Below are 20184 nucleotides of genomic sequence, written 5' to 3' on the forward strand. Positions count from 1 at the left end.
TTTAAAGTCCGTTGTTAAATTAATCGATAAATGCATTCTCCTCACCCCAAATTCAGTATGCATTTATCGATCAGAGTTGTACATTCTTAAATGATCATTTATGTACATTTATAAACTAGCATTTATAGACTTAAGTAGGTTAAATTATTATATGTTCTATTATGATATTCTATGGATTTACTTTAAAAGATTTTTGAGGTATTTCTACTTTATCCCCTTCTATACAAATTTCGGTAATTATATGAACGGTTTTCTTACTAATATTCCCCTCGGAAAATACAAATATTTCTAATACGTTTTTTCCCTCTAATAAATATTCACCTAATTCTAAGTTGTATTGATAGATATCTTTATTTTGACTAATAGGAAATTTATTATTGTTACTACTTTTAATTAAGAAATTTTCATTGGTTAAGTTTGTTTCATAAACTTCAATTAAGCTTCTTTGAAATTCATTTTCTCCTACAGTCAAATTTATATTATCATTCGGGTTGTTCTCTCTAAAAATATTAATTTCCATGGTTGGATTATCATAATTGTTTAAGGTTATTATTAAAGGTACAGAGTTTGTGTCCACTATATTAATTTCTACTTCTTGATTACTATCGAATGATACCATAATTAATGCCAGACTAAGAACCAATATAATTAAAAAGATATAAAGAATAAACCATAACTGACTTAATTTTGCTTTTGTATATAATTTATGTATATTAGTTTTAATAAAAAATCTTTTAATCTTGTTTTTCAAAGTGTATTTATATAGGATTCCAGCACATATTCCAATTATAGATAAAACTAAAAAAGTTAATATTTTTATCTCACTAATAAATAGTGTTAAAAAATTTAATATAATAATAAAAACAAATGATATTTTTATCATTGTGAAAATACCATCAAAACTACTATCTGCCTTTTTAATAGAATCCAGCTGCTGTTCACTTTTGGCAAAATGTCTGTATGTATTATATTCTAAATATACATATTTTAATACCGAGCCCGTAATTGCAACCATTACTATTAATAAACTCATCCATAATATGTGTTCATGGCTTATTATCCCCTTGGCATAAACTATCTCTGAAAATGTGTTAGCCCATACTTCTATAATTCCCCTAAAAACAAACCATGTCCCACCAAAAAGTGTCAACGTTACGAGGAATCTTGTAGTTCTATCAATCTCCCTTTTTTCTTTCATGTAATGTCCCCCCTTTGTGCATAATACATTTATACAAGTACTTCTTTAAAAGAAATTACATTAATGAAATGTAATTATTTTATATAGCCATCCTGTATATATATTAGACATCAAATTACCATAATTTAATTTATTTGAATAAAACATAATTTCTTCTCCAATAAAACCTTAAAAAACTTTGAAATATCTTGGTCACTATTTATATGTTGCCATTCCACATTAATTGGTGAACTAATACACTTTAGGTTCTTCTTATCGAAAAATTTCGACTTCACAACACCATTATTATATTTATTGTATATATAATTCTTATAATCTTTGTATAACTTTGACCTTTTATCTTTATTAATTTTGTGTAGAACATGATACTTAAAAAGCCAGAACTCTTCCTCCCATGAACTAGAATTTTCAAGCTTAGTTTCAATTGTTTCGAAGAGGACTTCATTAATATTACTTTTATCATTTAACAGGATTTCAAATGATAGAATTGAACTTAAATCATCCATTTCTTTTATTATTTTTAGTAATTGGTGATTAGAACAAACTGTCAGGATATCTAGATAGTAAAATATACTCAATAATGAAAATAACTCTTGGCTATAATTTAAATCAATATATTGACTTATATTTTCTCGAATTTGTGATTGAATATTTATTATTCCATGTTTTAATTCATTCTCAATTTTCTCCTCTTCCAAAACATCTACAAATTCCAAGTAATTTACAGACAAACTTGGTCTCATTAAAACTAAGTTAAATAATTTATTTAACATAGGTGTCGTAAAAGCATCCTGGTGTAACTGACCTTTACTTAAACTCTCTTTTAATGCTTTAAACATCAATATTAATGAACCTTTATACCCTTCCCTTTCTTTGAAAATACTTTCTTCAATGAAATTATATATCCTTTTCTGTTGATTTTTTATTGTTTCGTTAGTTCTAGTAAAATAATCGAAGAAAAAAGCTAGATTATTACTATCTTGAAAAGGAAATGAATCTATTTGATTCTTTTCAACCTTAACCTTTAAATTTATACTATTCAGTGTTTTATTTAAATCTCTATAAAATTTACTTTTTTCACTTTCATCATTGTAAGGAAATTCAAAATCATCAACATATCTAACATATTGATACTCACTTAATTTTTCGTCTATTTTACACATATAAATTTCAGCTATTAACTTGGAAGCAAAACTTCCAGTAGGTATTCCATGGGTCTCCCCTAGCTGACACTTCTGAATTAAAGTATCTAAGACATTATAATATTCCCCTTTTTTATTCCTATTTCTTTTTGCTTCAGTTTTACCTACTAAAACCCATGGGATTGAATGGGTATATATACTTGGATAAAAGTTTAGTATATCGGTTTTGAAAAGCTTTCTTTTTCCTATTCTATTATCCTCTCGCTTAATTTTACCTGTTAAAAAAGAAGAACTATAAAAATCCTTTGATAAAGACTTATTACTAGACCCTAAAATTTCTATGTATATGTCTTTATACTCAGAAAGGTGTCTACAAAGACAAATATAAGAGTAAATGTTTGGTAATTTATATATTCTTCTTTCATCCTCATTCTTATAGATTGAAAGTTCAACAGGTACAGTTTCTTTTTTTGATTTAAAGTTTACTAGTTTTTCAATTTCTATATATCTATCATTTAACTCATTAGTATTAAATACCTTTTTAAATACGATATTAGACAAAATATAATCTTCTTCATGTTGTTTGGAATTATATTTAAAGTCAAAGTAACCGTACTTAATTAGATAACTCATAGAAAAATATCTTCCAAACTTATACTCATTTAGAATTTTTTTTAACGACACTTTTTTAGTAGTCATCTTCTTCACCTTTTCATAAATAATAATTTTATACTTCCCGCATTAATAGTAATATATTGATACATAACTACCGACATATTAGTTACCTAATTATAACAATTACAAAATAATTTTTCGATTTAATAATTTCCCACCGGATATTGCAACTATGAAAATGCATTCTAAAGAAAAGACACCATTATAAGTTCCTAATCTTTCTAGTAATCCTCGTGTTTTATCAATGTCATTAAAACCCTACATTTGATTTACCATATTAATTTAGTAATACATAACATAACATTCATTCATTTTGTCTTTTTATTTACTTTCCGCTAAAACAGTTACTATAGAACAAAGGTTTTTTTCAGGTAAGCTTCCTGTTCTATTCTTTCGTATGTTTTTAGAGAATCCGTTTTCAAAATAAATGGTAGTGCTTCATTAAATGACATACCAAAAAATAATATCATCTGTCTAATTCCATGAATAAAGTTTTCATACCATGTATAGGTTGGATTACTAGCCAACTCTCTTAATGTTGAACGCGAAACCAGTGGCGATAACCTTTGGTTAGTCATATCTCTAATTATTTCGTAGTTCCCGCTTAGAGTTGCTCTTTGCCCATCTATACTTCCTGAAACACGATTCCACTTTGGAAGTGCGCCATGTTTTTGACGAAATGCTTCAATCAATATTCCTTCTAGTCTTCGTAAATCATTTTTTGACTGTTCATTGGTAAAATCAGCAATAGAAAACTCTTCCGGATTATAATTAAACCACTTATAAATATTTTTTCTTACAACAGGTTGACTTAACGGTGATTGCAAAAAAACTGAATACCCAATCTTCTCTCTCTCTTCAAAATAGCTTGTTATCTGTTCGTACTTACAAGCATTTAAATCCATTGGAATTATTCCATTATGTTGTTTAAATCTTTCTGTTAAATCTACTGCTAACCCAATATAAAGTACTTCTTTAGTATGATAATCCCAAAAACAATAAATTCCAGCCGAAGCCCATCCATAAGTGTCATTAGGATTACATAATTCACCTAGTGCATCAACTATCTCATTAAGTTCATGCTTTTTATAAGCATCCTGTATAATTGTACCGAACATAGATTCAAACATCTCCTTTAATTATCAAATCATTTGATTTTCTTTACTAGATTTTTAATTCATTGGCTTACTAATTGTCCTTTTCATTAAAAATCCTTCTCATGCTCTTTAATAATTTTATAAAAGGAGTTCTTTTTCAAACCAAGTTCTTTCATAAATTGAACACCTGTTATTTTTTTTTCTTTCCATTTTGGATAGTTTGTTTCAAGTATTTCTTTTTGCTTCTTACTTAGTGTTTGCAAACTCAATTTCGGTCTGCCTAAATGCTTCCCCTTTGCTTTAGCTATTTCAATCCCTTCACGCTGGCGTTGACGAATGTTTTCCCTCTCCTGTTCTGCCATAAAAGAAAGCACCTGCAACACTAAATCACCGACAAATGTTCCTAATGTATCTTTATGTTGTGTTGTATCAAGTAAAGGCATATCAATAACCTTTATGTCTGCTTTAATCTCCTGAGTGATTTCTTCCCATTCTTTCTTTATATCCTTAGAATTTCTTCCCAATCTGTCAATTGATTTTACATAAAGCAAGTCACCTTTTCGCAAACATTGTTTTAACGCATTATATTGAGGTCGTTCAAAATCCTTTCCACTTGCTTTGTCTATAAATATATCCCGTTCACCTAACCCCAAGCCTTCCATTTCTTTCATTTGTCTATCAATGTTCTGGTCTTGGCTAGAAAGGCGTCCATAATTTTATAAACGTTTATTAAATTACCAAGGTACGTTTAAAAACACATGTAAAGGTCGATTTATGGAGTTTATAAAGGTGTACCTTAATAAACAATAAGCTTTCATAAGTAGTCGGGATTGTTTACAGGAATAGATACTCTAACAAATGCAATTCCTCTATTAGCACATCTGCTCATAAACCCCTGTCGTAATTTTCACGACACGCAAATGATAAAAATACTATTCAGGTTTAAAGAAATATCCTCCCTGCCAAAATCAGAAAAACAGATACTATTAAACATGTTTAATATTGAAGGACACCAATCCCACTTTCACTCCTTTTCCAAAAAGGAGTTTTATATAAATTTTCAAAATCACTAAAAATCCAAAATTTGATAACAAAACCACTGATAAACACTATTAATTTTATCACCAACCTATGAACGCAGACTTTTTAGATACATCACAAAAGGGGGATTCCATGATTACAAAAAAGGATATTTTTTTCTGTTACAACGCTAATGTTGCAAAGTTCATAAAGGCACAAGGCATTTACTCAATTACAACTGCAATTGAACCTACAACAAAAAAGATGTTTACACTATTCCCTAAAGGGGACAACTTGCAACAAGCATTAGATTTATATAAAAAATCGAAATAAAAATCTTGGAGGTAATCGAATGAATAATCTTAAGGAAATTATTAATAAAATAAACGAATTATACATTATTAAACGGTCAAAATATTTAGTTTTAAATAACAAAGGGAATTATATAACCACTGACACATCAAAAGGCGGCAAGGCATTTCCACTTAATGATTATATTGTTCAAAGACACCTAGAGGGCAAAGCAACCTTTGGTGTCTTTTCTACTAAAAGAGCAAGTAAGTTTATCTGTTTTGATGTAGATGTAAAAGATGATTTAAAAGCAAAATGGACTACTTATAAAGTTGTTCATTCCCTTACTGAGATAGGTGTTCCAGACAATTACATTCATATTTCGCATAGTGGCAATAAAGGTTATCATGTAGAGATATTTTTCAATCAACCAATTGAAAATTATTTACTTAAAGAATTTTACACAAGAGTACTAAATAACGCTGATTTGTTAGATATAGACTATGGCGCCGTTGAATTTAGACCAACAGCAAATCAAGGTGTAAAACTACCTTTAGGAAGACACTTTAAAACAAAGGGTAATAAGCGGTGTTGGTATGTCAATTATGATAAGAGATTGGAACCAGTACGCTCGTACAATTACATATTGAAGATTGAGCAAATGGATTCGCGAGTTATCTATGACATTCTGGTACGAGAAAAAGATATTCTATTGGAAGAAGATGTAATTGAAGTTGACAAAGCAGAGGAGTATATTGAACAGAAGTATAAGCCCCTTCCTATCTATAAACAAAACATAGATAAAGAGGAAACGGTGGAACAGATTGAGAACATATTAACAAATGGATTAAGTATGACTGGCACAAGAAATAATAGTCTTTTTAAGTTAGCTAAATATTTCAAGTGGAAAGGATTAAGCCGAGAACAAACCAAACAAGAATTATTAAATTGGATGAAATGGCAAGACACAAGATTATATACAAGTAAATGGGATATTTGTTTGAAGGATATAGAACATATTTCAACCTACGTTTTTGCAAATGATGTACAATTAACAGTCGAAAAAAGCGAGGTTGTTATCACCTACAATGAAATATTACAGGTTATACAGACATGTAAAAGCAAGAATGAAAAACTACTCGCCTACTGTATGTTAATCCATAGTAAACGCTACTCAAATCAGAGTGGCGTTTTTTATATGACTTTTGAGCAAATGGCAAAAGCTAGTGGTCTTGCAGAAAAGACTACTAGACGATTAATTAAGAAACTTGTTGAAATAAATGCAATTGATATCGTTGAACGTAATCAGAAACAAGAAGGTACACATAAAAAGAAACCAAACAAATATAAAGTAAATATTAAAGAAGAAAAAGAAAACAAACAAATATTCACTATTGATATTGAGAATGAAAATTATAGTGCGACGTTTAGTGATTGTGTGATTTATTTAATTGAACGTAAGGTGCTAAAAGTAATGTTACCTAGACGACAATATGAAAGTATTGTCGTCTAAGTTTATAATTTAAATAGAGATTTATATGCTGATGGCTTCCTTACATTCTAAAAGCTAACTGCTCTAAATACATATTAGCATCGCTCTGCGATTACTATATATAAATAATGTATTATAGGTCATTTTGTACAACACGGAATTTTAGTCAACCCAATAAAATCTGAATTTTATTTAGATTTCTAAATATCCACGTGGTATAATCAACCCAATTAATTCATTTAGGTGGGATTAAATTGGAAGGCTTTAACTCAAATAAATATAACGAAAGCATTTCTAAGAGGGAATACGCATTTGGTAAGAATACTGATTATTATATAATTACTGTAAAAATAAAGGAGAATCATTATAAATTACTTTTATTAGAAAATCATAAAACAAAATACAAAGGCTACGAAGACGGTCTAAATAAAGCTAAATTTGTAGGACTAGAAAAACTTTATAAGCATAACCCATTAGCTCTAAACACAAATATGGTTAGTATGGTTCATTACAAACAAAATAGAAATAGACCTTGGCATAAAGATACAAATAATGAACTACAAAAAAATATAGAAATGTTTTTAAATAGTATTGATTTCTCCTTCCCTACTTTAAAACCGAATAGTAGAAATAGAGAATATAATAATTACGATATTGATATACACTCTAAGGTTATTTTTGAATATCTGTTTAACGAGCGTAGCCATAGATGGATTGACGAAAATGTTATTAATATTGACCCAAATTACAGTCGTGGTTATCAATCCATGGGGATACTTCATTTCATAGGATTACAAGATACACATAAAGGAATCTTTAATGGAATAAGTGTTGATGAAGCAATTCGACTTCTTTCTACGATAAATGATAATAATGTTGAAGTTATTATTAAGGCACTAATACACCTCAATAACCTTACTTATATATATGACAATAGTGAATATGGTATGGAAATCAAAGAATACCCAGAAGGAAAAGAAGCATATAAGGTACATAGATTTAGAGAGCGGAACAGCAAAGTAATTATTGATGCTAAAAAGGATTTTAAGAAAAAATATGGAGAACTATTCTGCCAAGTCTGTGGAATTAATTTTGAAAAGCTATATGGTGAGCGAGGAAAGGACTTCATTGAAGCACACCACACTAAACCTATTTCTAAGATGAAAGATAGAGAAAAGACTAGAATAGAAGATATTGTTATGTTATGTTCTAACTGTCACAGAATGATACATAGAAGTCCTATTATATCAATTGAGGAATTAAAAAACAACATCAATATATAATGATTCACAAAGTAATAACAAAACCTAAGAAGCAGAAATCTCGCTTCTTAGGTTTTTCAATCTGGTTTAAGACAATTATCACGGAACGGATGTTTACTATAACATTCATATTTTATACATCCAGTGAATTTAAAGGATTATATTTGTCATTTTGCTCTCTCAATTCATTACCCCACATTGCAACATAACGCATGGTTACACTAATGTTTTGGTGTCGCATTAGCTTTTGAATTGCAAATGCACTCATTCCCGACATAGCAAGTCTGTGACAGAATGTATGACGAAAAGTATGTGCTGATACACGCACATCTTTAAAGTTCATCTTATCTTGAAGGTATCGGAAAATCATCATTATCGCATTTTGAGTTAATTGTGTATTATCTCTTTTTACAAATACATAATCACTCAATTTACCCCAGTATTGTGAGCAGAATGTCTTATATCCAGCTAGTTCCTTTGATAATTTTTCTGTAATTGGTACTGTTTCTTTTCTCCGTGTTTTACCAAATACTGAAATATTATAATTAACAAAGTCTATATCCGACCATTTAAAATTGATTATCTCCCCTCTTCGGATTCCAGTACCTAGTATTAGAACAATCATCATATAATCTCTGTAAGCCACATAACTTTTCTCACGTTGTTTAATACGTCTGTAAAAACTCAACATCTGTCTAATTTGCTCGTCAGAAAATACATCAATCTTTATATCTTCTTTCTGTCTTTTCACCTTGTGTGCTGGATTTTTCTTAATGACCTCACATTCAACCATGTAATTTAAAAATGCTCTAATTCTCATTAGTTTCGTGTTAATGGTTCCTGCTTGGTTTCCTTTCTCTTGGCATTTCCAAAGATATTGCTTAATGTGACTGTAATTAACGTCCTCCACATTTACTACTTCATTATCAATGCAATAGTTGATAAATTCTCCAAGCAACGTCTGATAATTCCTTATGTTTGTTTGGGTTGTATTTTTGAAACGTCTTTCATCCAAAAAATCCTGAAAAGCAAACTTTAACAACATAAAAAGACTACCTCCTTGTAATTAGGAAGTAGTCTATACTTTAGAAAAAAATCATTTACATGACTAGTTCACAAAATGGGTGAAAAATAGCATTAACTATTTCTCAAGATGAAGGCTTAAAGCCTATTACATCATGCCGCCCATTCCACCCATGCCGCCCATATCAGGCATTCCGCCGCCAGCGCCGCCGTCTTCTTCAGGCTTGTCAGCGACTACTGCTTCTGTAGTTAAGAACATTGCTGCTACAGATGCTGCATTTTGTAATGCAGAACGAGTAACTTTTGTAGGATCAACGATACCAGCATCAACCATGTTTACCCACTCGCCAGTTGCAGCATTAAAACCAACACCTACAGCTTCACCTTTTAGACGCTCAACAATGATTGATCCTTCAAGACCAGCATTGTGTGCGATTTGGCGTACTGGCTCTTCTAGTGCACGAAGTACGATGCTAGCACCAGTTGCTTCGTCACCTTCAAGAGTTAGTTCAGAAACTTTCGCATGTACGTTTACAAGTGCAGTACCACCACCAGAAACGATACCTTCTTGAACTGCTGCACGAGTTGAGTTCAAAGCATCTTCAATACGAAGTTTACGTTCTTTTAATTCTGTTTCTGTTGCAGCACCAACTTTAACTACTGCTACACCACCAGCTAATTTAGCAAGGCGTTCTTGTAATTTTTCTTTATCAAAATCAGAAGTAGATTCTTCTGCTTGTGCACGAATTTGAGCTACACGTGAAGAAATAGCTTCAGGGTTACCTGATCCTTCAACAATTGTTGTATTTTCTTTTGTAACAACAACTTTAGATGCACGACCTAATTGTTCAATTGTAGCACTCTTTAGATCTAGACCAAGATCTTCTGTAATTACATCTGCACCAGTTAAAACAGCAATATCTTCAAGCATTGCTTTACGACGATCACCAAATCCTGGAGCTTTTACAGCTACAGCGTTAAATGAACCACGAAGTTTGTTCAATACTAATGTTGCAAGTGCTTCCCCTTCTACATCTTCCGCAATTAATAGAAGTGGTTTACCTTGTTGAACAACTTGCTCTAGTACTGGCAATACTTCTTGGATGCTACCGATTTTCTTATCTGTAATTAAGATATACGGATCTTCTAATACAGCTTCCATTTTATCTTGGTCAGTAACCATGTATGGAGAAGCGTATCCACGGTCAAATTGCATACCTTCTACAACTTCTAGCTCTGTATTGAAGCCTTTTGATTCTTCAATGGTAATAACGCCGTCATTACCTACACGCTCCATTGCTTCAGCAATAAGTTTACCTACTTCTTCATCACCAGAAGAAATAGCTGCAACCTGAGCGATTGCTTCTTTACTTTCTACTTGTTGAGAAATAGATTTTAATTCTGTAACAGCAGTTGTAACTGCTTTTTCGATTCCACGACGAACGCCAACTGGGTTTGCACCAGCAGTTACGTTTTTCAATCCTTCACGAATCATCGCTTGTGCTAATACAGTTGCAGTAGTTGTACCATCACCAGCAACATCATTTGTTTTAGATGCAACTTCAGATACTAGTTGTGCACCCATGTTTTCAAATGCATCTTCTAATTCGATTTCTTTAGCAATAGTTACACCATCATTTGTAATTAGTGGTGAGCCGAACTTTTTATCTAATACAACATTACGACCTTTTGGTCCTAAAGTTACTTTTACAGCATCTGCTAATGTATCCACACCACGAAGCATTGCGCGACGTGCGTCTTCACTAAATTTTATTTCTTTAGCCATAGGAAATGCCCTCCTTAATATTTGGAAAAAATTATGTTATGATATGTTAAAAATAGTTTAGCTTACAACTGCTAAAATGTCATTTTCACGAAGAATTAAGTATTCTGTGCCATCATATTTCACTTCTGTACCAGCAAATTTTGAGAAAATAACGCGATCTCCTTCAGAAACTTCAAGAGATACTTTTTCTCCGTTTTCTGTTACGCGACCAGAACCTACTGCAATTACTTTCCCTTCTTGTGGTTTTTCTTTTGCAGAGTCTGGAAGTACGATACCGCTCGCTGTTGTTTCCTCTTGCTCTACAAGTTCAATAACAACTCGATCTCCTAGTGGTTTAATCATGTAGACAACCTCCTTAATTCCTAATCTTTATTTTTTGTTAGCACTCAAAGGTATCGAGTGCTAATGCCAATTATTATAATAAATAATTTTAATTCGAAATGCAAGTAATGTACTTCTATTTTTTTGACTTTATGATAATTTCATGGAAACGTTCTATTATTATGTTAGCTTGTAATATGATAAAATACAATCGAACTTTTCAAACGAATATATATTATGTGACTTTCACTTAAAATATTCAATCAAGATGCAAACTAAAAGGAGATGTCATCGTGACAAATCGTTATTGGTGGGTCATTACCACTTATATTATTATGCAACTTTCTGGTGTTGTCTTTGTATCTTTTCTAAAATTGACGACCAACCTGGGTGAGGAAACACTATCCATTGTTTCTGTTTATTGGTCTATTTTCAGTTTTGTTGTTGGACTCATTATTGTGTTAATTTTAATGAAACCTGATATGAAAATAGGACAAGCAAGGGATAATACGAATAAGGTTCCCGTAATTATACTATGGTCAATTCTTGGATTGTTTATGGCATACTTTGCACAAGGAATCGCTGGGGTTATTGAAAGAGAGATCTTTGGTATTGAAATGGGATCAGAAAATGCCGAGCTTATTGTTGGTGTTACTAGGGCTATCCCACTATTCATGATTATCCCTGCAGTTATTGCACCTATTTTAGAAGAAGTAATCTTTCGTAAAATTATCTTTGGTACATTTTATAAGCGAATGAACTTTTTCTTTGCAGCCCTGCTTTCCGCTTTTATTTTTGGAATAATCCACGGAGAACCAGAACACTTACTTATCTATGCATCGGTCGGGTTTGTATTTGCCTTTTTATATGTAAAAACAGAGCGTATTATTGTACCGATTATTGTACATATGACTTTGAATACTATTTCTGTTCTCGTACAATACAATTTAGACCCAGAGGATTTAGAACGAATGCGTAAACAGTTAGATCAAACACTGATGATTTTAATTGGAGGATAGTATCAACATGAGATTTTCACCTAAAACAATGGCCTTTATTTATTTTGCAATGGGATTTTTATTTATGTACATCGCCCTACAGAGCGCAAATGGTCGATCAATTTGGAACTTTACCACAGTTTTATTTGCAGCATTTGCTACACTAGATTTTGGGGTTGGAATACGTTTAATTCGAATTCACGTTCGTATCAAACGCGATAAAAAAAAGGAGTAGCACGATCATATCGTGCTACTCCTTTTTAGCTAGCTTTCTGTTTTTCTAATTCTTTTATTTCTTTTGTTCCTTTAAGCACAAATGAAATTGGTACGACAAGTAGAATGACAACACCAGATATTAGGAATGCTTCATTTAACGCTTGTAGTGTTGCAGCTTGCATTTCTAAATCTAACGCAAACAACTGTGCACGACGAACTTCATAATAAATTGAGAAGAAAACAATCCCAAATGATGAAAATATTTGTCGGATCACATTATTCATTGCTGATCCTTGGGCTACCTGATGATCAGGTATAGCATTCATACCCGCAGTTGTTGCTGGCATATTACACATTCCAAGTCCTGCACTTCGGATAACGTTTATCAGAAGAATAAACCAAAAAGAAGTCGATAAAGTATTGAAGCCAAGTACCAATGTAAAGCTTCCTAAAATAAATAATCCAACAGGTACAACAAATTTCGGACCTTTTTTATCCAATATTTTTCCACCCAATGTCATGAACACACCACTTATTAAAGCAGCAGGTAAAAACAATAACCCGGTTTTAATTTCGCCAAGTCCATAGACGTTTTGTATAAGTAACGGCAAAAGAAATAGTCCAGAGAACAACCCTATCGAAGCGGTCGCTGTCACGACTATTGATACGGAATAGGTAGGAATTTTAAAAATAGCTACATGTAATAATGGCTGTTCTTGTTTATTTTCGTATTTCACAAAAATAGTAATTAAAATAAGTCCCGAAACGATAAGGAACATACTTAAAGGTGAAAGTAAAAGTTCCATGGTTGAACCTCGACCTAAAGCAAATAAAATTGCCCCTACCCCAAGTGTAATAAGTAGAAATCCAACCTTATCGAATTTTAAATTACGATCTTTCTCTGTCGGTTTAAGATATTTAGCACAAAACAATATACCTGCGATAGCAAACGGAATATTAAACACAAAAAGAAACTCCCATGTGAAATATTCCACGACTATTCCTCCAACTGTCGGTCCAATTGCTGGTGCAACCATTGCAGCAACACCATAAGTCCCAACAGCAACTCCACGCTCATGTCGAGGAAATGCATGGAAGATAAGCGCCATCGCAATCGGCATCATTAAGCCACCGGCCATTCCCTGAATAGCACGAGAAATAATGATCATTGGTAGTGTGGAGGCAAGTGCACCTGAGATAGATCCTAGTAAAAATATGATAAGACCGGTGATATATACCTGCTTTTTACCAAACCGATCACCTAAAAAACCAGTTACAGGCATGATCATCCCCATAGCTACCATGAAGATCGTTAATAACCAACTAACTTCAACTGCATCCGCTTCAAACATTTCCATAAATCTAGGCAATGTAGGATTTAACATACTGTTATTTAAAATTACGGTAAACGTACCGAATAATACAGCTATAACAACTAACCATTTTTGATGAATTTTTCCCATAATATCCTCCAGCAGTAAATTATTTCGAGTAACGAACTACTTTTAGCCTACCAAAAAAATAGGTGCCTGTCACTTGTCGAATTTTGACAGTGACAGGCACCTATTTTTTTAGTCTAATGAATTTGCTAGTGACAGGCACCAATATTGGTTTTTTCCTTTTTCTTTTGCTTTGTACAGGGCTATGTCAGCTTTTTTTGTTAGCATTTCGGCATCCATACCATTTTCTGGAGCCATTGCTATTCCAATACTAGCGGTAACATTCAAATCAGCTAGATATTCATGCTGGTGAAGGGATGCTTTTAACTTTTCTATTATATTATGTGCCACCTCTTCTACTTGCTGAAGTTCTTCTACTGGAAGTATAACAGCAAATTCATCTCCACCCAGCCTAAACGTTAGTCCATTATGTGGAACTGCAGACTGAATCGTCTGAGCAATAAGTATTAACACATAATCACCTTGGTCATGCCCTAATTTGTCATTGACTAATTTAAAATTGTCTAAATCTAACATATATAATGCGAACCAATTTTGATTATTTATTGCCACTTGGATACATTCATCAAACGCTGCACGGTTCTTTACCCCAGTTAAACTATCATGAAAAGCAAGATACATTGGCCTTGCAACCCACTTTGTTATTATTAAGGCGAGAATAATAGTGACACTTAACACGATAAGTAGCTGAATAATGAATAATTTCGTATTTTTACTCAAGATAGATTGTAATTCATTTTCGTTATAAATTATCTCCAAAACTCTATTAGTTGAGATCCCCCTATTTTTATCAGCACTATAAAAAACATACCTATATAACGCTTGTTCACCATGCCAATCACTTTCTATTTCTCCGGAATTCTTCCCTTTAACTGTCTGATTAAATATTTCCTTTCGATTTGCTGGTAAATGTTCTTCTTCGGTGGATTTCCCAAATATAAAACCATCGGTATTTAATATATTTATTTCATTTAACATGGGATACTGCTCGACTAATTCATTTATCTTATGAAAAAAATTAAATTCTTGAAAGATCATCCCGTCCTCTAACGCATAGCCCAATTCTATTAAATACTTCTTATCCGGGGTTGGAACATAGCTAAATTTCTTTATTTCTCCCGTTTTTTGCTGCAAATCCATCCCATCAATGTGAATCTCCTCTGATACTCGTCTTTCATCTAATAATTGCGAAAATTCATTACAACATTGTGAAAAGTCTAGTCCAAGATCAGGTTTAAAACTACTATGTGTGATCACGTTCTTATCATTAATTATATAGACATCCATACCAAGATCATCTTTTAATTTCTTAAAATTCCATGTGTTAAAATTTGGGTTATCTTCATATTTATCTAATAGAATCCTCGAATTCTCTTCCATATTTTGAGTTGTATCCTGATCAATAATACTATATGCCTTATCGATCATCCGAATAGAATCATACACAATATCTTCTATTTGCTGTGCTTGTAATTGATTTTGGTCTATTGCTTGTTCTCGTTCTTTAACATAGTTTATGATAGCCATTGTAAAAGAAATGACGATAGCAAATACAATCATAACTAAAAATAACTTCAATCTAAAGTTAGACTTCACACCGCTCCTCCCCCATTCTTGAAGTAACTAATGACGAATATAAAAAAGTGCCTGTCACTTGTCGAAATTTGTCGGTGACAGGCACCTGGTGAGCCTCAATCATTTTTATCTAATGGGTAATGTTTTAAGAAGTATACTAATGCCTGTAATTCAACTGCTAAATCAATATGGTGGACACGAATATGATCAGGTACTGTTATCCGGGCTGGTGTAAAATTTAAAATACCAGTAATCCCCTCTGACACCAATCTTTCTGTAACGCTATCCGCTTCGCTAGCTGGAATTGTTAATATCGCTACCTTCACTCCATTAATTTTTTCTTCTAATTCATCGATATGATAAATAGGTACCCCACCAATTTCCGTTCCTATTTTATCGGGATCTGTATCAAATGCCATCATAATTTTTGTATTATTATTTTTGACAAAATTATAGTGAAGGAATGCGGTTCCCAAGTTACCGACACCAATTAAGGCAACTTCCGTTAACTCATCTTGGTCAAGCGTTTTTCGGAAGAATCCAAGTAAATATTCCACATTATAGCCATAACCCTTTTTGCCTAATGCACCAAAGTAGGAAAAATCTCTACGAATAGTAGCCGAATCAACTTTAACCGCATCACTTAGCTCTTTGGAAGAAACACGTGTTTTTCCTTGATGCTGCAAATTGTTTAGAAATCGATAGTATAAAGGTAATCGTTTAGCGGTGGCTTGTGGTATTTTATTTTGATCCATTAGTTTTCCTCCTCTAGTTGCGGATGATAAAAGTCTCCTGATTTTCCACCAGTTTTCTCAAGTAAATAGGTGTTACCAATTACCATACCTTTATCTATTGCTTTACACATGTCATATATTGTAAGTGCTGTTGCTGAAGCAGCGGTTAACGCTTCCATTTCAACACCAGTACTACCTTTTGTCTTTACTGCTACTTGTATCTCCAATTCATACATTTTGTCATCCGTATTCCAATGAAATGCAATATCAATTCCTTTTAATGCTAATGGGTGACACATTGGGATCCAATCAGAGGTTTTCTTTGCTGCCATAATACCAGCCACTTGTGCTACAGCAAGGACATCTCCCTTTTCTATGGAACGATCTGTAATCTTCTTATAGATTTCTTCCGTTACAAAGACACTAGATCTAGCTACTGCCAATCTTTCTGTTTCTTTTTTTTCACTAATATCAACCATTTGCGCTCGGCCCTGAGCATTAAAATGTGTAAACTCTGACATACGCTCATCTCCAATATATTATCAACTCTATTTTATCAGAAAATCAACTAGAAGTCGTGATTATTTTCACAAATAGTATTGCTTATCTCTTTCATAATACGATAAACTGATACTATCTGAGGTGAAAACGTATGATAATCATGCAACTAAACGGAATTTCAAAATCCTATGGTGCAGAGGAAATAATATCAAATATAAAACTTGAAATAAAAGATAAAGATAGAATTGCAATCGTTGGAAGAAATGGCGCTGGTAAATCAACATTGCTTAAAATAATGGCAAATGAACTATCCTATGACGATGGAGAATTGTTTAAGCCAAAAGATCTTACTATCGGCTATTTGTCTCAACATACTGGTTTAGAATCTGGAAATACAATTTGGAATGAAATGTTGGAAGTGTTTGAATCTCTTCTCATTCAAGAAAAAGAATTACGGATCCTAGAGAAGAAAATGATCGAAGTAGACAAAATGTCAGAGAAAGAATATGAAAAGGTACTCAAAGACTATGATAGTTTGCAGCAGTCTTTTGAGGATAATGGTGGATATCGATATGAGGCTGATATAAAAGCTGTCTTATCAGGACTTAACTTTCAGGACTATGATGATCAAACACCGATAAACGAGCTTAGTGGTGGCCAAAAAACGAGGTTAGCCCTAGGAAAATTACTCCTCACAAAACCAGCATTACTTATTCTAGATGAGCCTACAAACCATTTAGATATCGAAACATTGAGCTGGCTTGAGAATTACTTAGTCAGTTATCCCGGTGCAGTAACCATTGTTTCTCATGATCGCTATTTCCTAGACAAGACCGTTTCAATTGTATATGAAATCTCTCGTCACAATACGAAAAAATACCATGGAACGTACAGTGATTTCCTACAACAAAAAGCGTTAAATTATGAACAGGAATTAAAAGAATTTGAGAAGCAACAAACGGAAATTAAAAAAATGGAAGAGTTTATCCAAAAAAATATTGTACGAGCTTCGACTACAAAGCGCGCTCAAAGTCGGCGAAAACAGTTAGAGAAAATGGATAAACTAGATAGACCACTTGGCGATGAAGCGTCCGCTTCCATGTCATTTCAAATAAATAAACGAAGTGGAAATGACGTGCTTAAAATAAATCAATTATCGTTTCAATACGATGATGAAAACGAACCACTATTTAAAGATCTTAAGCTCCATATTAACCGTGGTGAAAGTATCGCTCTAGTTGGGCCAAACGGAGTCGGAAAAACTACATTATTAAAAACAATTATCGGTAAGTTAACACAAACCTCTGGTCAAATCCAGCTTGGCACCAATGTACAAGTCGGATACTATGACCAAGAGCAAGCGAACTTAAATTCATCAAAAACCGTTTTAAATGAGCTTTGGGATGAATATCCTCATATTAATGAAAAAGATATTCGAACGGTACTTGGAAATTTTCTATTTTCTGGAGATGATGTACTAAAACCAGTTAATTCGTTAAGTGGGGGCGAAAAAGCACGACTAGCATTAGCTAAGCTCCGCATGCAAAAAGCGAATTTACTCGTACTAGATGAACCTACCAACCATTTGGACATTGATAGCAAGGAAGTATTAGAAGCAGCACTAATCGATTTTCCAGGGACCATTATCTTTGTATCACATGACCGCTATTTCATTAATAAGATAGCCGATCAGGTCGTTGAGATGCAAAAAGATGGTGTCACCGTGTATTTAGGTGACTATGATTACTACATGGAGAAAAAACAAGAAGAAGAGGAATTAATTAAGTTACAAGAAACAGAAGAGACAACAGATCATGCAGACGACAAAAAAAGAAGCTTTAAAGAAGAAAAGAAGCTACAAAGCGAGCAACGAAAACGAGAACGCCAGATTGCTAAGCTGGAAGAAACGATTGAAAAGCTGGAAGAAGAACTCTCATCGTTAGAAGAAAAAATGACCGAGCCGGAAGTTTATGAGGACCATGAAAAAGCTTTAGAGTTTACAAATAAATCAAATGAGCTAAAACACGAGATAGAGAAGCTCATGGAAGAATGGACCGCTCTACAAGATGTTTAATGTACAAAAAACCACATGAAGAAAAATAACGGGTTCTATTTTGAAGTACAAAATATAAAATATCAATACTTTTAGCAGTCCAATCAATATATAAATTGGACTGCTTATTTTTGTTGATTTAATAACGTTTATACACAAAACGGAAGCAAATTGACACGATTTAACAAGAAGACATAAACTCTTGTCAACTGCATAATTCGGTTGCTAAAACGCTCTCCAATTGTTGTGCTAACTTTCCATACAAATACAAGTAAAGTGGATAATTATGTTAAAATAATTATATGAATGTGAACAATTGCACTTAAACGACTCAGTTTAGTGAAAGAAGATGTTTATGACTAACGTGCAGATTTTTTTGAAGAAAGGAGATGAAAAACTGTCTATGTCTAACTTTCATCTGACAAATATTTTTCTAAGTTTAGCAATTCTATTCCTAATAGGTTTTCTGATTTTTATTGTTATAAAAAAAGTAATAACCGCTGGCATAAATTCCAGTAAAAAAATCGAGGAACTCGAAAAGAGAATTAGCCAATTGGAAGAAAAACGTAACATTTCTAATTAAACTATAGGGTGGCTTTAGTTTAATAAAACAATATAAAAAAAGGACGCTTGGAAAATAAAGATCCATGCGTCTTTTGTTTGCTGTTTATATTGATATTTATGCTTATGCTACTAAACACAATGTCAGTATGTTATTTAAACTGTTATTTTAACTTTTCTCACGGTATCGGAACTACTTAATATAAAATGGAACCTTTAAGTGCATTCTTGGTTAACTTTATGTCAATTTTTAGTTGGTTTTCTGTGTTCGTAATTCAATAATTTAGCCTGGTTTTCTAAGTTTTCATCTTGTTGGACACCAAAAGTTATTGTGTCTGTACCTAATAGTTTGTCTGTATATGGCAATACAGTGAATTCAATAACAAAATTAAATTGTTGTTTCTTTCCATTATATTTGTAATCTAACTCATGACCTTTTTCCGATTGGTCTATTTCGACTACATCATACTTTTTATCCCACCAGTCAAATTGTATCATTATTGATTCTTCCTGATAGAAATCTTCAACAGCTTTGCTAATTTCATTATTGAATTCCGATAACAAGTAATGGTCAAATATTTGTTCCTTTCCTGTGGAATCGTGGTTGTTTGTTTTTTCGGCACTAACGGAACTAAAAGTAACACTCAAGGTAAATATAAAAAGAAATGGTAAAACGGATAACTTCTTCATACCATTGCCTCCTTTTTTTCTTTATTATCCTTGGAACATGCATTTATATACAGTAATAGATTAACAAAGTATAGAATATGTAAAAAAAT

General features: G+C 32.5%; 18 protein-coding genes. 6 read left to right on the forward strand and 12 right to left on the reverse strand.

All coding sequences use genetic code 11. From position 1 onward, the window contains the following. Positions 1 to 169: 169 nt before the first annotated feature. From ACFSTA_RS19085 to ACFSTA_RS19100, 4 genes are all read right to left on the reverse strand, one after another. Positions 170 to 1198, reverse strand: coding sequence for a hypothetical protein (locus ACFSTA_RS19085; RefSeq protein WP_377558430.1), 1029 nt, complete (start codon positions 1196 to 1198; stop codon positions 170 to 172). 125 nt (positions 1199 to 1323) lie between these two features. Next, complete coding sequence (locus ACFSTA_RS19090) at positions 1324 to 3039, reverse strand: RNA-directed DNA polymerase (RefSeq protein WP_377558431.1); 1716 nt, start codon at positions 3037 to 3039, stop codon at positions 1324 to 1326. Positions 3040 to 3362: 323 nt separating this feature from the next. Further along, positions 3363 to 4133, reverse strand: a complete 771-nt coding sequence (locus ACFSTA_RS19095; RefSeq protein WP_377558432.1) for a GIY-YIG nuclease family protein — start codon at positions 4131 to 4133, stop codon at positions 3363 to 3365. Positions 4134 to 4219: 86 nt separating this feature from the next. Next, a complete protein-coding gene (locus ACFSTA_RS19100) occupies positions 4220 to 4783 on the reverse strand; it encodes a recombinase family protein (protein ID WP_377558433.1) in 564 nt (187 codons plus the stop codon). 502 nt (positions 4784 to 5285) lie between these two features. Between ACFSTA_RS19100 and ACFSTA_RS19105 the strand changes: the two genes are divergently transcribed. The 3 genes from ACFSTA_RS19105 (at position 5286) to ACFSTA_RS19115 (ending at position 8198) form a co-directional block, all read left to right on the forward strand. Further along, positions 5286 to 5465: a hypothetical protein gene (locus ACFSTA_RS19105; protein WP_377558434.1), complete on the forward strand. Its 180-nt coding sequence runs from the start codon at positions 5286 to 5288 to the stop codon at positions 5463 to 5465. 19 nt (positions 5466 to 5484) lie between these two features. Further along, entirely contained in the window at positions 5485 to 6936 is a 1452-nt protein-coding gene (locus ACFSTA_RS19110; protein WP_377558435.1) for a TOTE conflict system archaeo-eukaryotic primase domain-containing protein, read from the forward strand. A 233-nt stretch (positions 6937 to 7169) separates the two neighbouring features. Continuing rightward, complete coding sequence (locus tag ACFSTA_RS19115) at positions 7170 to 8198, forward strand: HNH endonuclease (protein ID WP_377558436.1); 1029 nt, start codon at positions 7170 to 7172, stop codon at positions 8196 to 8198. A 112-nt stretch (positions 8199 to 8310) separates the two neighbouring features. On the opposite strand, the gene ACFSTA_RS19120 is transcribed toward ACFSTA_RS19115, so the two are convergent. The 3 genes from ACFSTA_RS19120 to groES form a co-directional block, all read right to left on the reverse strand. Further along, a complete protein-coding gene (locus tag ACFSTA_RS19120) occupies positions 8311 to 9222 on the reverse strand; it encodes a tyrosine-type recombinase/integrase (RefSeq protein ID WP_377558437.1) in 912 nt (303 codons plus the stop codon). A gap of 126 nt (positions 9223 to 9348) precedes the next feature. Beyond that, positions 9349 to 10986, reverse strand: a complete 1638-nt coding sequence (gene groL, locus ACFSTA_RS19125; RefSeq protein WP_377558438.1) for a chaperonin GroEL — start codon at positions 10984 to 10986, stop codon at positions 9349 to 9351. Between the two features lie 57 nt (positions 10987 to 11043). Next, positions 11044 to 11328, reverse strand: a complete 285-nt coding sequence (groES, locus tag ACFSTA_RS19130; RefSeq protein ID WP_377558439.1) for a co-chaperone GroES — start codon at positions 11326 to 11328, stop codon at positions 11044 to 11046. 272 nt (positions 11329 to 11600) lie between these two features. Between groES and ACFSTA_RS19135 the strand changes: the two genes are divergently transcribed. Together ACFSTA_RS19135 and ACFSTA_RS19140 are read left to right on the forward strand one after the other, a co-directional pair. Further along, a complete protein-coding gene (locus tag ACFSTA_RS19135) occupies positions 11601 to 12326 on the forward strand; it encodes a CPBP family intramembrane glutamic endopeptidase (RefSeq protein WP_377558440.1) in 726 nt (241 codons plus the stop codon). Between the two features lie 7 nt (positions 12327 to 12333). After that, positions 12334 to 12540, forward strand: coding sequence for a YdiK family protein (locus ACFSTA_RS19140; RefSeq protein ID WP_377558441.1), 207 nt, complete (start codon positions 12334 to 12336; stop codon positions 12538 to 12540). Between the two features lie 25 nt (positions 12541 to 12565). On the opposite strand, the gene ACFSTA_RS19145 is transcribed toward ACFSTA_RS19140, so the two are convergent. The 4 genes from ACFSTA_RS19145 to moaC all read right to left on the reverse strand — a co-directional run bounded on the left by ACFSTA_RS19145 (position 12566) and on the right by moaC (position 16811). Next, a complete protein-coding gene (locus tag ACFSTA_RS19145) occupies positions 12566 to 13984 on the reverse strand; it encodes an MDR family MFS transporter (protein ID WP_377558442.1) in 1419 nt (472 codons plus the stop codon). Positions 13985 to 14092: 108 nt separating this feature from the next. Beyond that, a complete protein-coding gene (locus tag ACFSTA_RS19150) occupies positions 14093 to 15577 on the reverse strand; it encodes a GGDEF domain-containing protein (RefSeq protein ID WP_377558443.1) in 1485 nt (494 codons plus the stop codon). Between the two features lie 95 nt (positions 15578 to 15672). Further along, positions 15673 to 16311, reverse strand: coding sequence for a redox-sensing transcriptional repressor Rex (locus tag ACFSTA_RS19155; protein WP_377558444.1), 639 nt, complete (start codon positions 16309 to 16311; stop codon positions 15673 to 15675). Next, positions 16311 to 16811 carry a cyclic pyranopterin monophosphate synthase MoaC gene (gene moaC / locus ACFSTA_RS19160; RefSeq protein WP_377558445.1) on the reverse strand — a complete coding sequence of 167 codons (501 nt, stop codon included), beginning with the start codon at positions 16809 to 16811 and terminating at the stop codon, positions 16311 to 16313. The genes ACFSTA_RS19155 and moaC overlap by 1 nt, the downstream gene beginning before the upstream one ends. A gap of 131 nt (positions 16812 to 16942) precedes the next feature. Here moaC and ACFSTA_RS19165 point away from each other — a divergent pair, with 131 nt between their 5' ends. Beyond that, the gene (locus ACFSTA_RS19165) at positions 16943 to 18865 is read left to right on the forward strand and encodes an ABC-F family ATP-binding cassette domain-containing protein (RefSeq protein ID WP_377558446.1); all 1923 of its coding nucleotides are present in this window, start codon (positions 16943 to 16945) and stop codon (positions 18863 to 18865) included. A 783-nt stretch (positions 18866 to 19648) separates the two neighbouring features. Here ACFSTA_RS19165 and ACFSTA_RS19170 read toward each other — a convergent pair. Further along, on the reverse strand, positions 19649 to 20095 hold the full coding sequence (locus ACFSTA_RS19170) for a hypothetical protein (RefSeq protein ID WP_377558447.1): 447 nt from the start codon (positions 20093 to 20095) through the stop codon (positions 19649 to 19651). Positions 20096 to 20184 lie beyond the last annotated feature (89 nt).

This window comes from Ornithinibacillus salinisoli (assembly GCF_042684965.1).
Lineage (GTDB): Bacteria > Bacillota > Bacilli > Bacillales > Amphibacillaceae > Ornithinibacillus > Ornithinibacillus salinisoli.